Origin of the sequence: Micromonospora sp. DT201, from assembly GCF_049841575.1 — a bacterium.
Lineage (GTDB): Bacteria > Actinomycetota > Actinomycetes > Mycobacteriales > Micromonosporaceae > Micromonospora.
On the sequence record NZ_JBNCKP010000003.1, the window covers coordinates 263804 to 276815 of the forward strand.

12 protein-coding genes and 1 tRNA gene are annotated in these 13012 nt (G+C 70.8%); 5 read left to right on the plus strand and 8 right to left on the minus strand.

All coding sequences use genetic code 11. The features are described from left to right. The first annotated feature begins 483 nt into the window (after window positions 1–483). Window positions 484–557, plus strand: a tRNA-Ala gene (locus ACLQ28_RS08235). 79 nt (window positions 558–636) lie between these two features. Here ACLQ28_RS08235 and ACLQ28_RS08240 read toward each other — a convergent pair. Together ACLQ28_RS08240 and ACLQ28_RS08245 are read right to left on the minus strand one after the other, a co-directional pair. Then, on the minus strand, window positions 637–1383 hold the full coding sequence (locus tag ACLQ28_RS08240; RefSeq protein WP_425685589.1) for a hypothetical protein: 747 nt from the start codon (window positions 1381–1383) through the stop codon (window positions 637–639). Window positions 1384–1482: 99 nt separating this feature from the next. Beyond that, window positions 1483–2370, minus strand: coding sequence for a hypothetical protein (locus ACLQ28_RS08245; RefSeq protein WP_425685590.1), 888 nt, complete (start codon window positions 2368–2370; stop codon window positions 1483–1485). A gap of 217 nt (window positions 2371–2587) precedes the next feature. Between ACLQ28_RS08245 and ACLQ28_RS08250 the strand changes: the two genes are divergently transcribed. Both ACLQ28_RS08250 and ACLQ28_RS08255 read left to right on the plus strand, forming a co-directional pair. After that, window positions 2588–3673 carry a Gfo/Idh/MocA family protein gene (locus tag ACLQ28_RS08250; RefSeq protein WP_425685591.1) on the plus strand — a complete coding sequence of 362 codons (1086 nt, stop codon included), beginning with the start codon at window positions 2588–2590 and terminating at the stop codon, window positions 3671–3673. A 117-nt stretch (window positions 3674–3790) separates the two neighbouring features. Beyond that, on the plus strand, window positions 3791–4807 hold the full coding sequence (locus tag ACLQ28_RS08255; protein ID WP_425685592.1) for a hypothetical protein: 1017 nt from the start codon (window positions 3791–3793) through the stop codon (window positions 4805–4807). A 99-nt stretch (window positions 4808–4906) separates the two neighbouring features. Here ACLQ28_RS08255 and ACLQ28_RS08260 read toward each other — a convergent pair whose 3' ends face one another. Further along, entirely contained in the window at window positions 4907–5275 is a 369-nt protein-coding gene (locus tag ACLQ28_RS08260) for a hypothetical protein (RefSeq protein ID WP_425685593.1), read from the minus strand. Between the two features lie 202 nt (window positions 5276–5477). Then, a complete protein-coding gene (locus tag ACLQ28_RS08265) occupies window positions 5478–6134 on the minus strand; it encodes a 4'-phosphopantetheinyl transferase family protein (RefSeq protein ID WP_425685594.1) in 657 nt (218 codons plus the stop codon). A 201-nt stretch (window positions 6135–6335) separates the two neighbouring features. Between ACLQ28_RS08265 and ACLQ28_RS08270 the strand changes: the two genes are divergently transcribed. Beyond that, window positions 6336–6605, plus strand: a complete 270-nt coding sequence (locus ACLQ28_RS08270) for a hypothetical protein (RefSeq protein ID WP_425685595.1) — start codon at window positions 6336–6338, stop codon at window positions 6603–6605. 48 nt (window positions 6606–6653) lie between these two features. On the opposite strand, the gene ACLQ28_RS08275 is transcribed toward ACLQ28_RS08270, so the two are convergent. From ACLQ28_RS08275 to ACLQ28_RS08285, 3 genes are all read right to left on the minus strand, one after another. Further along, window positions 6654–7436, minus strand: coding sequence for a peptidase (locus tag ACLQ28_RS08275; protein ID WP_425685596.1), 783 nt, complete (start codon window positions 7434–7436; stop codon window positions 6654–6656). Then, complete coding sequence (locus tag ACLQ28_RS08280; RefSeq protein WP_425685597.1) at window positions 7436–8719, minus strand: VWA domain-containing protein; 1284 nt, start codon at window positions 8717–8719, stop codon at window positions 7436–7438. Before ACLQ28_RS08280 ends, ACLQ28_RS08275 begins: the two co-directional genes overlap by 1 nt. Window positions 8720–9086: 367 nt before the next feature. Further along, on the minus strand, window positions 9087–10802 hold the full coding sequence (locus tag ACLQ28_RS08285) for a dolichyl-phosphate-mannose--protein mannosyltransferase (protein WP_425685598.1): 1716 nt from the start codon (window positions 10800–10802) through the stop codon (window positions 9087–9089). 93 nt (window positions 10803–10895) lie between these two features. On the opposite strand from ACLQ28_RS08285, the gene rsmI reads away from it, so the two are divergent. Then, window positions 10896–11735 carry a 16S rRNA (cytidine(1402)-2'-O)-methyltransferase gene (gene rsmI, locus ACLQ28_RS08290; RefSeq protein WP_425685818.1) on the plus strand — a complete coding sequence of 280 codons (840 nt, stop codon included), beginning with the start codon at window positions 10896–10898 and terminating at the stop codon, window positions 11733–11735. A gap of 202 nt (window positions 11736–11937) precedes the next feature. Here rsmI and ACLQ28_RS08295 read toward each other — a convergent pair whose 3' ends face one another. Beyond that, entirely contained in the window at window positions 11938–13005 is a 1068-nt protein-coding gene (locus ACLQ28_RS08295; RefSeq protein ID WP_425685599.1) for a hypothetical protein, read from the minus strand. Window positions 13006–13012: the final 7 nt, after the last annotated feature.

Consider the following 13012-nt stretch of genomic DNA (forward strand, 5'->3'; position numbering starts at 1 on the left):
ATGTGGGGGTGTCCCGGACGGTGGATGCCGCCAGGTCGGCGATATGGAGTCGATCAACGCCAGGCGGGGGTGGCGGGTTGGTTGATCGGCGCCAGGTGGGGGCGTGAAGCGCGGCGGGCGCTGGGTTGGCGCGTTTTCGGGGCCTCGGCGGGTTGATCCACTCCAGGTCGCCGATGTGGGGGTGTCCCGGACGGTGGATGCCGCCAGGTCGGCGATATGGAGTCGATCAACGCCAGGCGGGGGTGGCGGGTAGGCCGATCAGCGCCGGGTGGGGCGGTGGGCACGTTGATCAACTCGGGTTCGTGGAAGGTGAGGTGTCGGGGCGTCCGGGATGCCCCGATTTCCGGGGCAGCCAAGTGGATCTTCGGTTGGGCTCGGGTGGCGCGCCGGGGGCGGATTCGCGGTGGGGGCCGGCGACCTGTTAGCCTTGCTGCCGGCCCGCCCGGTGTAAGCCGGGTGGGACCGAAGCCGGTTCGCCGGTGGGGGGCTGTGGCGCAGACTGGTAGCGCACCTCGTTCGCATCGAGGGGGTCAGGGGTTCAAATCCCCTCAGCTCCACCCCAGATCAAAGGCCGTTTCCGTACGTCGGAGGCGGCCTTTTCGGTCTTGCTGTCGGTGCCGACGTGCTGCGGGACAGCTAGGAGAACCGTTCGGTCGTCACCGGTATCAAGCCGTGCTGTCGCATGACGCTCGTCAGGTCAAGCAGGGTCGAGCCCACCGCGTCGGCGGTGGCAGTGCTCAGCAGGGCGGTCACGTCGAGACACCAAGCGAGTGTGTGGCCAACCCGTCGCAGATCCCAGGCGAACTGGTCGCCGTCCTTCTCGAGGTGACCGTTCGCGGCTGATGTGCTCGCGCCGCCAACCGGCGTGCGCCAGAGCGCCCGGAGACTCGTCACCTGCTCGGCGCGGAGATCCTTGGCGAAGAGGGCGCGGTACACGCGCCGTTCGTGGAAGCCGGCCGGGGGCTGCGCGGGGCCGAGCCGCAGCGGCGGGACGTTCGCGATCGGTTGGTGGTCGAGAAAGTACGTACGCAGCACCGAGTCGTCGGGCAGTTGCCCACCCCCGAGCGTGCGGTAGACGCTCTCGGCCTCGGGGCGAGAGGTGGGGACCACCCTTGCCACCGTCTCCGGATCGGTGCGGATGGCACGGCTCAGCGAGGCGGAACTCCACCAGCCGGAATCCGGCGTCCAACCCGCGCTGTCCAGGCCCGTCGTGGAGTAGTCGTGGTGGCGGCTGAATTCCTCGACGACGATGCCCTCCACCGCAGTGGTCTGGTCGCGGTCGTCGCGCCGGGGCAGGACCAGGTAGTAGTCCAGTGAAGACGGTGGCTCGATCGCCTCGACGACCGACGCACGAGGCACAACGCGCAGGGGGTTGGCAGCCATCGGCGACATCCTCAGTCGTGCCTCCATCGCGGACCCGGCCACCGTAACGGTTCGCGGCCGGGCGGCCGAACGTGTGTCCGGCCGCCCGGCTTCAACGCGTCAGGACCTGGTCAGCGTCACGATCGAGGTGTTGCTGACGGTGACGTACTCGTCGTACTCGACGTCGTGGCCGGTGGCCCGAGTGATGGCCTCGGCCTTGCCCTTGCCGAACGGGGTCGTGCCGGTCGGGACGGCGGTGGCCGTCCACTGCGTCGCGCTGCCCGGCGTGCAGCTCACCTGGGTTGAGAAGTTGCCGCGGACCAGCACCTTCCTGACGATCTGGGTGACTGCACCCTCCAGCGACACCGAGGTGGGCTGGTTGCAGGTCACCGTGCCGTGCAGGACCGCGTTGCCGTTGATCCGGTTGGCGATACCGTCGGTCGCCACGGCGAGTTCGAGGTCCAGCGGATCCGGCGGCGCCGGGTTGGAGATGTGCACCTCGCCGCGCGCGGCGGCTTCCCAACCTTCACAGTGCTGCTCAAAGGTGGCGTCGAAGGTCTGCACGTAGCCGTTGGGACCGAACACCGCGTTGATGACGGTGAAGGTGCCGGTCAGCGTGTTGCAGCCCCGCCCGTTGCCGGACAGGTCAAGACCGGGACCAGCGCCATTGAACGGGTGTCGGGTCGCACCCTTGTAGGTGCCCGGAGCCAACGCCGCACTGCCCGGAGCGTCGAAGTCCACCGTCCACCAGTCGCCGTTGTAACCGCTGATGCTGACCGACACGTAGCTGTTGTCGGCCGAGCCGTTCGTCGTGAGTTGATCGCCGTTCTCGGTGGAGTAGGAGTATGAATCTCCACCGGTGATGTAGTCGCCGGGGTCGCCGCCGAAGGAGACCGAACCGGACTCCACGGTCTGCGCCTGCGCGGGTGCCGCGATGGCCAGCCCACCCAGAACTCCCGTGATCGACAGGGCGGCTGCGAGAGCCGCCTTACGCCAGGTTCCTTGCATCCCGTTCCTCTCTCAAGAGACGAGACAGCCGCGGGCGATTGCCCGATCGTTGCTGTCGGTCAATTACCGCATGGATCGGTGGCCACGACAGTCCACAGCGACACAACGTACAAAGTGGATAGAGCGCCGGCGATGGCTGCGCACGCCGTCGCAGGCGGGCGAGACGCGGGCGGCGCGTCGGGCGGTTAGCATCCGGATCCCGACCTGAGGAGCCCAGATGACAACGACGGCACAGACCCGGTTCGGCATCGTCGGCAGTGGTTGGCGGGGGGAGTTCTTCCTACGCCTGGCCCGGCTTCTGCCGGAGCGGTTCGGGGTGACCGGGGTGGTGACGCGTACCGAATCGCGGGGTGGCGTGGTGGCGGCCGAATGGGGCGTGCGGACCTTCCGCACGACGGCCGAACTACTCGCCCACGAGCGACCGGACTTCGTCATCGTGTCGGTGCCCTGGCCCGTGACACCCGATGCGACCCGCGAGCTGGTCGCGGCCGGAATGCCGGTGCTCGCCGAAACGCCACCCGCCCCCGACCTGGAGGGGCTGCGCTCGCTCTGGGCCGACGTCGGGGGCAGCGGTCTGGTGCAGGTCGCCGAGCAGTACCTGCTGATGCCGGGGCACGCGGCCCGTCTGGCGCTGGTCCGCGCCGGGGTGCTCGGCGAGCCGACCTCGGTCCAGATCTCCTCGACACACCTCTACCACGCGGTCTCGCTGATCCGTGGCCTGCTCGGCGTCGGGTTCGACGCCGCGGAGGTCAGCGCGCGGGCCTTCGTCGCGCCGCTGGCCAACCCGCTGTCACCCGCCGGCTGGAGTGGCGACGGCACCCCGCAGCAGCTCACCACCACCCTCGCGACCATCGACTTCGACGGGCGGATGGGGTTGTACGACTTCACCGACAACCAGTGGTGGAACCCGCTGCGCGCCCGCCGGCTGGTGGTGCGGGGCTCGCTCGGTGAGCTGGTCGACGACTCCGTCGTCCGCCTGGTCGACCCGACCACACCGGTGGAGTCGTCCCTGGCGCGACGGCAGACCGGTCACGACCTGAACCTGGAGGGGCTCGACCTGAAGCACATCAGCTTCGACGGCAACGTCGTCTATCGCAATCCGTTCGTCGGCAGTGGAATGTCCGACGACGACATCGCGGTGGCCGACATCCTCGCCCGCACCGGCGCGTGGGCACGGGAGGAGGGCCCGGCGCCGTACCCCCTCGCCGAGGCCTGTCAGGACCATCTGATCAGCCTCGCCATCGAAGAATCGGTACGCACCGGCCGACCGGTCGTCGCCGCCAAGCAGGCGTGGGCACGGTAGCCCTGCGGAACCGGTTTCTGTCGTCTCCCCGACACATCGCAACCCCGGAGCCTGTTCAACAGTGACACCGGTATCAATCGAAGACCGGGAGTACCCGGGCATACACGGGGAGAGAAGATGACGCACACCGCTCGACGCAGGATGCTCGCGGGCACCGCCGCCGCCGGACTGCTGGCCACCTCTCTCGGCGTCGCCGTCGCCGCACCGGCGACCGCCGCGACCGGCAGGCCGGCCCTCGGCACCTGCACGATCAGCACGCTGCCGTACCCGGCCGACACCTACCGTGCCGATGCGTACGCCATCGACCCGACTGGCCGCTTCGCCGCCGGCACCGCGCTGCGGATCGAGGAGACCGGCAACCAGTACCTGCTGCTCTTCTGGGACGGGGATCGGCTCACCGAGGTCGAGGCCCCGAGCATGGCGGAACCCTCCGACATCAACGAGGACGGCGTCGTGATCGGCAACGGCTGGGCCGAGAGCGGCCTTGGTCAGCCGTGGCGGTACCGCGACGGCCGGATCGAGCAGCTGCCGGTGTTGCCATCCTTCACCGGTGTTGGCGTCACCGCCATCAACAAGGCCGGCGACATCGTCGGCCAAGGCACGGACGTGGAAACCAATGAGTTCTTCGTGCTGCGCTGGCCGGCCGCCCGGCCGGGCACGGTCGAGGTGCTCGACGTCCCGGCCAACGCCACGCCGAGCGGGATCACGGATAACGGGACCATCGTCGGTATGGCCGGGGACTTCGGATACTGGACCGGCTGGGTCCGTCGGCCGGACGGCCGGATCAAGCCACTCACGGTCCCGGGTGCTCAGGCGACCTTGGTCAACGCGGCGGCGGGGCACTGGGCGATCGGCAACGTCTCACTGGGCGGTAGCAACCCGGTCAAGGTGCGGTGGGATCTCCGGGACGGCTCGTACACGTCGATCGACCGGCGGTTGAGTGTGCTGGACGATGTCAACGCCAAGGGCGTCGTCGTGGGCGGCGACCGGGTCGCGCGCGGTGCCAGCTCCCGGGAGTTGCCCGGCGGCGGCGTCGGGGTGGGCATCGGTGCCCGGGTCATCTCCGACACGGGCACCATCGTCGGATTCCGCAACGCTGAGCGTGTCACCCCGGTGCGCTGGACGGGCTGCTGACCTCGGACCCGTGCAGGTAAGGGCGAGCACCGCGTAACGGTGCTCGCCCTTACTCCCGCTGTGGGGCCGGCCCGGCGGAGTCGGCCCTACAACGCTGTCTCACGGCTTCCAGGGGCCGGTGGTCTCGATCGCGTTGGAAATGGTGCCGCCGGCGTGGTGGGCGCCAATGACGAGCGCCACGATGCCGCCCGCGCTGCAGAGCAGGGTGAGCACGGCCGCGGTGACCGCGACAATCACGACTGTCCTCTTGGAGGCATTCGTCTGCGCCGCCGGTGGTGCGATGAGCGGATAGCCCGACACACGAGTCACCGCGTATCCGCCGCCAGCATCCGGGTGCGCACCGCTGGCAGCCGGGTACGCGGCGCCCGAGAACGGCGGCTGCGGTGTCGCCGTGAACGGGTGGTTCGGCGGCTCCGGGCTCGACTGCTGGCGAACTTGCGGCCTGACGGCGGGCTGGGGTTGGGTCACCGTACTCCTTGACGCCTCGGTACGTGCGGTTCGGGAACTTCGTCGACGCTACCGTGAGTGGCCGACCGGCCAGTCGCCGCTCCGGATCGCGTCCCACCATCGGCGACGTGCGCTGGTCCGGCCAGCCTGGACGCCGTCCAGTGCCAGACGTGTCTCCATAATGGACCGTGGCCTACCCGTCGCCCTGAGTGACTGGGGTTGGTCAGCGCAGGGGAAGCACGGCGGCGGTGCGGACCAGCCCGCCGGCGACCACGAAGCGACCGCTCATCGATGCCGGCGGGTCGTCGACCTCCGCTGCGTCCACCCGGGACGGCTCGATCAGAGCAGTGAACGTGCCCGAGTCCGGGTCAAGATCGAGCCGAGCGTGGTGGAAGTCCAACCGGCTCCCGACGATCGGATACCAAACCTTGTAGACGGTCTCTTTGGCGCTGAACACCACGATCGGCCAGCAGGTGCCGCTGGGCAACCGCGCGCAGCTGGCCTCCTCCTCGGGCAGCAGCACGGCTCTGCGTACTCCTGGACTGACCTCGCGGTGCTGCTCGGCGTCCATGCCGACGGACCGGATGTCGGTGTTGCGCGCCGCTGCGGCGGCACAATAGCCGGTGGTGTGGGTAATGGCACCGACCACTCCCGCCGGCCAGACTGGCGCGCGGTCGGCGGCCGCCGGCACGGCGGTCGGTGGCAGGCCGAGATCGGTCATGGCGCGGCGGGCGCAGACCCTCCCGGCGGTGAAGTCTCGCCGACGGGTCAGCGCGGCCTGTTCGCCGAGGCACGCCTGCTCGGAGGGGAGTAATTCGCCTGCCCAGTCGGCCGGCCCGGCGACCGCCACCGCGACTGTCGACGGCAGCAGATCACGCATCGTTTCGGCCTACCGATTGGTAGGAATGGAGCATCGGGCCAATCGTCAACTTTCCGACTCTCACAACCGGAGAAGGTACCGCAAAGATGTAACACCAGAGGGCCGCGTATCGCTCTCCCTGATGGCTCCGGGGGGACCACCATCGAATACTGGCCGGGCACGAATGCCGGCCAATCCCGTGGACATCTGGAAGGACGTGCGATGACCGATGGTCCGGAACGGCCGGAGGTGCTGGCTGATGATCACGCCCCGAAAACTCCCTGCTGGAGCTGCGGCTCCTGCGGTGACGAGTGGCCGTGCGCGACGAAACGCAGCCGGCTGCTCGCCGAGTACGGGGGCGACCGGGCGATGCTCAGCGTCTACCTGGGCTCCTGCCTCGCCGCCGCCACGGAGGATCTGCGCGCCGCCCCGGTGATGTCGCTCCAGGACCGGTTCATCGGCTGGTTGCCGCGCGGCCCCCGGCGCAGCTGAAGCGCTGGTGGCCCCGCCGTGCGGGGCCACCAGCGGGGCCGGACGGGTTCAGCGGCGCCGGGGCCGCCGGGTCACAGCGAAGCCGGTCACGCCGGCCACAGCGGCGAGCACGCCGCCGATGCTGGTCCAGACCCAGCGCGAGCCGAGATCCGGCAACCAGTCCGCGAGCGGGTCGCTCTCGTCGTCGGTCTCCGGGTCCACCGGGGGTACGGCCTTGAGCACCGTGCCCGCCTTGGTGTTGGGCACCAGCGGTGCGGCCAACTCGCCGTCGTCAGCCGAGGCGCCCCGGTCGGTGATGGTGCCGACCAGCAGGTCCACGTCGATCGGCGCACCCAGATCCGGCTCCGGCAGGTCGACAACGGAGAGCCGGATGACGTACGTGCCGGGCAGCGGATCAGCCGACCAGGGCTCCGCCCACGGCCGTACCTCGCGCAGCGTGCAGCCCAGAGCCACGCTCGTCGCCTTCGCGTCCACGGTGGGCGTCTGCGCGCCCGCAGTGCACGCCTGGCGCCGGCGCAACCCGTCGAAGACGTCGACCGTCCAGGTGGAGGCGCCGCTGCGCCCCTTCGGGAAGGTGACGGTCGCATTGATCTCATGCACCTGACCGGCCGTCGCCGGGAACGACCAGTAGAGGTGGTCGCCGATCGAGGCATCCACCCGCACCGGTTGCCCGGCGGAGATCGGGGTGGCGGTGAGGAACGACGTGCCGGCCCGGTTCACGGGCGTGGCTCCGGGGGAGGGGCTTGGGGCGGCGACGGCCGCGGCAGGGAGCAGTGCGGCCCCGATGGCGGCGAGCAACGCCGCCAGCGACCGGAACAGTGCGGTACGCATCAGTTCTCCCTCCAGGTGGCGACCCACCAGCGGGTGAGCAGGCCGGCGAGTAGACCGGTGATCAGCCCGGCAACGGTGAGCAGGGCGAGCAGCACCCAGCCCCGGCCGAGGTCCGGTCCGTCCGGTGCGGGCGCGGCGGCAACCACGTCGATGGTCAGCTCCACCGGCATGCCCGGGGTCGCCGCGGTGCCGGGGCGGGGAGCGAACGAGTTGCTCACCACCAGGCAGACGGTGGTGGGCTCGACGACCGCTGCGGAGGTTTCCTCGACTTCTGCGGCATCCTCATCGTCGGCGGTGGCCGACCAGCGCAGCCCGGCGGAGAGCACGTCGGCCCGTCCGCTACCGGCGTCCGCGCCTCGGACCAGTTCTCGACCGTCCGCTGCGGTGGCTCGCAGCAGCACTCCGTAGTCCAGGTTCACTGCTCGGTCCAGCGCCATGCTCACCGACGCCCGAAGTTCCTGCCCGGGGCGTACCGGCACCCGGTAGTAGCGGTGCTCGGAGAACGACTCCCGGTCGGCGTACACGCCGGAGGCGAGCAGTGGCGCCGAAGCACAGGCGTTCGCACCGCCGACCACGGTCGGGGCCCGGGTGTGCGTGTCGCCGGCCCGCTCGACGAGCTGCTTGATCCGGTCGGTCAGCTCCTCGGCGCTCTGCGCGGCAGTGTAGGTGCCGCCGGTCGCGCTGGCGATGCAGAGCAGCTGCCGGCGGACCTTCTCGTCGGGGGCCAGGCCGAGGGTGTCGACGACCAGGCTCGTGCCCTGCGCGGCCAACTCCCGGGCCACCTCGCACGGGTCCGGTGGGGCGCAGGTGTCCTCGCCGTCGGTGATCAGCACGATTCGTCGGGTGGTGGCCCCGGTGCCCAGGTCCTGTGCGGCGGAGCGCAGTGCGAGGCCGACCGGTGTGAACCCGGTCGGCCGCAGCGTCGCCACGGCGGCCTTGGCCGCGGGCCGGTCCACCGGACCGACCGGCACGATCTGCTGCGTGTCCTGGCAGCCGACCTTCTTGTCCTTGCCGCGGTAGGTCGCGCCGAGCACCCGGATGCCGAGCTGGGTCTCCTCCGGTAGGGCGTCCACCACCTCGTTGAAGGCCTGCTGGGCAACTGAGATCCGGCTGCGTCCGTCGATGTCGGCGGCGCCCATCGAGCCGCTGACGTCAAGCACCAGCTCAACCCGGGGAGGCTCGGGCATCGGCTCCTCGTCGGCCTGCGCGGGGACCGGCCCGGCCAGCGCGGTGGTCGCCAGCAGTCCGAAAAGGACAGCCGCCGATCGTCTGAAGTTGATCACGGCCCGCAGTGTAGTGAGATCCACTTTGGATGATCAATTGGGTAGGTCCGGATGTCAGCCCTGGCGCCTCAGGCCGGGCCGGGGACCGCCTCTGACCGGCCATTTTCGCGCTCTGGGTCCACGCCGGGTCACCCTCGGTCAACTGCTTGACGGCAAACATTGGCCCGGCCGTCATCGGTCGGAAATCTGACTTAAGTCGACCCGTTGTGCCGGTGGTGTGCGGTGGTTAAGCTCTTCATGCGCGCCCCAATCGCCCGCTTCCCCCGTGGCAGGCGATCGGGGCGCGCGTCTTTGTCAAAAGGGCCCGCACGCTTCACGCGTGCGGGCCCTTTTCCGTCGCGCTATGCGGCGCGTCGCCTGTCGGTGCTTATATCCACCGACCGTCGAGCCACATCCGGGACAGCCAATCCGAGTAGGGGATCACCTTGCCGACGAAGATCGGATAGAAGTACGCGAAGCAAATTCCCACCAACAGCACGTACGCCCCAGCCGCGATGCTGCCCACCAGTCGGCGTTCGTAACTCGGGTCACCCGGCAGCAACGGCGCCACCTCGCCCACGTCACCCCCGGCGGGCGCGATCATCGCCCCCAGCACGTACACGACGGCCAGCACCAGGAAGGGCACCGCCGGGGCGGCATAGAACGAGAACATCGTCCGGCTCTGGAGGGCGAACCAGAACCACGGCAGCAGCCCGGCGGCCACGCTGAGCAGGATCGCGCCGGCCCGCCAGTCCCGACGGGCCAAGCCCAGCCAGGCCAGCGCTGCCAGGGCGGGCAGGAACGACCACCAGAGCAGTGGGGTGCCCAGCAGCAGGATCTCGGAGGCGCAGGTCGGCGCGCCGCAGCCGCCGTCGCCGGACCAGTGGAACGCCACCGGCCGGCCAAGCAGCAACCACTGCCACGGCCACGACTGGTATTTGTGTGCGTCGTCGAGCTGCGCGTGGAAGCCGTACGCCGCCCGGTGGTACTCGAAGAGGTTGATCAGCGGGCCGATCACCGGGCGATCACTGAGGTGGGCGCTCGCATAGTGGGGAGACGACGCGAGCCGGTAGTAGCCGTCGTCGGTGATCAGCCAGCCCGACCAGGTGGCGAGATAGGTGCCCACCATCAGCACGCCGGCGAGCACCAGCCAGGGCAACTCGTCGAGCAGCGTGTCCCGCCAGGGCCGGCGGACCCCCGCCGAGCGGCGGACGCCGACCTCCCAGAGGAGCACCAGCAGTGCGAAGGCCGGCACGAAATAGAGTGCGCTCCACTTGACCGCGCAGGCGCAGCCGATCAGCACCCCGGCCGCCAATCGCCACCACGGCCAGGTGCGCCAACCGGTCGGCGGCCGGCCAGCACGCCCCGGCTGGCTCGGGTCGAGCCCGTCGTCCAGCGCCCGCGCCCAGCGGCGGCGGCGGGAGTCCCGATCGAGCACCAACGCGCCGAACGCGGCCAGCACGAAGAACAGCAGGAAGATGTCGAGCAGCGCCGCGCGGGACAGCACCAGGTGGAAGCCGTCCAAGGCGAGCAGCAGGCCGGCGGCGCAGCCGAGCACCGTCGAGCGGAACATCCGCCGACCGATGCGGACCAGCAGCAACACCGACAGGGTGCCGACCACGGCCGCCGAGAACCGCCAGCCGAACTCCGGCGCCGTGGTGATCAGGTGACCGGGGACGGAGACCTTCGAGTCGGCGTCCTGATAGCCGAAGGCCCACTCGCCGAGGCCGATCAACCACTTGCCCAGCGGCGGGTGCACCACGTACGACGGGACGTTGTCCTTGTAGTTCCACTCGACGCCCCGGCTGATCAGCCCGTAGGCGTCCTTGGCGTAGTACGTCTCGTCGAAGATCTTGCCCTTCGGGCTGGACAGCCCGACGAAGCGCAGAATCGCCGCGATGGCCACCACCACTGCCGTGGCCAGCCAGGAGAAGCGGTCCAGTTGGGTGTCGACGGTGGCGAACCGTCGCCGGACCAGGGCGGGCGCACCGCCGCCACCGGCGGGCGGTGCGATCGGCTCCTGGTCGGGGCTGGGCGCGCCCGTCACCTCGACCGTCTTGGCAGGATCGGCGCTTGGGCTCTGCGCTGTCGACGCACTCGTCACCCGGCGATCGTAGGCTGCCAAGGTGCCCGGTGGCGCCCGTCGTCCCTGATACCGGTATGCACTGTCGATGAAGGAGACGAATTCGTGGGTGAAATGTCCGAAGTTGGGCGCCTGGTCCTGCTCGGTGCCCCGCTCGGCAACCCGGCCGACGCCTCGGCCCGTTTCCGGGAGGTGCTGACCAGCGCCGACGTGGTCGCGGCCGAGGACACCCGCCGGCTCACCCGGCTGGCCCGCGATCTCGACATCACCGTCGGCGGCCGGATCGTCTCCTACTTCGAGGGCAACGAGGAGCGGCGCACCCCCGAACTGGTCGAGGTCATCCTCGGCGGGTACGTGGTGGCGCTGGTCACCGACGGCGGGATGCCGAGCGTCTCCGACCCCGGCTACCGGCTGGTCCGGGCCGCGTTGGATGTCGGGGCGCCGGTCACCGTCGCCCCCGGGCCGAGTGCGGTCACCACCGCGCTGGCTGTCTCCGGGCTGCCCTGCGACCGGTTCTGCTTCGAAGGCTTCCTGCCCCGCACCCCCGGTGCCCGCCGATCCCGGCTGCGCGCGCTCGCCGCCGAGGAACGCACCCTGGTCTTCTTCGAGGCCCCGCACCGGATCGGTGCGGCGCTCACCGACCTGGCCGACACGTTCGGCGCGGACCGGCCGGCCGCCCTCTGTCGCGAGCTCACCAAGACCTACGAAGAGGTGCTCCGCCGCCCCCTCGGCGAGTTGGCCCGGTGGGCCGCCGAGGCGAACCCACGCGGAGAGATCACCCTCGTCGTGGCCGGCGCGCCGGTGACCGCCCCGGAACGCCCCGACGACGAGACCCTTCGCGCGGCGGTCGCCGAGCGGGAGGCCGCCGGCCGGTCCCGCCGGGACGCCATCAGCGACGTCGCCACCGAGTACGCGCTGCGCCGCCGGGACGTCTACACGATCGTGCACAGCTGACCGGCGCTCCCAGCCGAGTAGTTCCGCACCCTGGCCGGAGCGGTGGGCGCGGCCCGCGGCCGGCGGTCACCCCGAGTGGGGGCGGATGCGGTAGCGAGCGATATACCTCAGAGTCATATTCATACCTCTGAGGTATATCGCTCAACAGCACATCGGCATGTCGGGCAGCCAAAATAGGGCCTGTGCCCGTCGGCCGGCGGGTTCACCAGGCGGCGGCCAGGAAGCCGACGGTGATCAGCACCGGGCCGGCGATGGCGGCGGCCACGGCCCAGCGACGGTGCCGGCGACCGGGCAGCCGGGCCGACCCGGTCCACCGGACGATGCCGGCGGTGCAGCCCAGCACCACCAGCAGACCGGGCAGCCAGCGCAGGTGTCGGCCCAGCCCGGCGTCCGCGTACGCGGTGCCGCTGTCCGGGCCGGTCATCCGGGCCGTCAGCCGTGCACCGGCCACGTCCCCTCCGGCGGGCACACCGCTGACCTTCACCCCGTGCGCGATGAACCGCCCGTCCTCCGCCGTGAAGATCCCCCGGCACCGCTGGGTGAGCCCACCGCCGGTGCAGTCGTCGATCACCACCGTGCCCACCCGGGCATGCCCGACCGCGAGCCAGAACGGGCCGGCGCTGACCCAGGCGAAGAAGGCCGCGACCAGGCTCAGCACTACCAGCGCGGCGAGCCCGGGCAGCGGATCCGGCGGTGGGGCCGTACGGCTCGGTGACCGGCGCCCCGGCCACCGGAAGCTGCGGTCCCGCTCCGGCGAGGGGTCCTCCCGGACCGGGGTGCCGTCCCAGTGCACCTGTTCGATCGGTGCCCAGAAGGCGCTGTCGTCGTCCGGCGTGTCACCGGCGGGCCGACTCTCGGAGTGTCGGCGGCTCTGCTGTCGGACAGGCACCCGACTCGGCACCGCGTCCACCGGGGCCCCGGTGGTCGGCTCCACCTCGACGGCCTCCCCGCTGGGCCGCCCGACGGCGGGGGCCCAGCCGGCTGCCCGTCCCGATGCCGCGGCCGGCTCTTCCTCCGGCCGAGCGGCGTCCGGCCCGGGGTGGTTGCTCGGTCGTGGGTCGGGGCTCGGTCGTGGGTCGGGGCTCGGCCGTGGGGTGGGACTCGGCCGCTGTGCTGGACCCGGGTCGATGCCGGGCACCAGCCGGGGCTGGGGGGCCACCCCGGCACTGCGGGGCGCAGCGGGCTCGGGGCCGGGGTCGTCGCCGACCGCCGGCCCGCTGGGACGGTCCTCGTGGTCCCGTGCCGCTCGTCTGCCAGTCACGAGGTTCATTGCACAC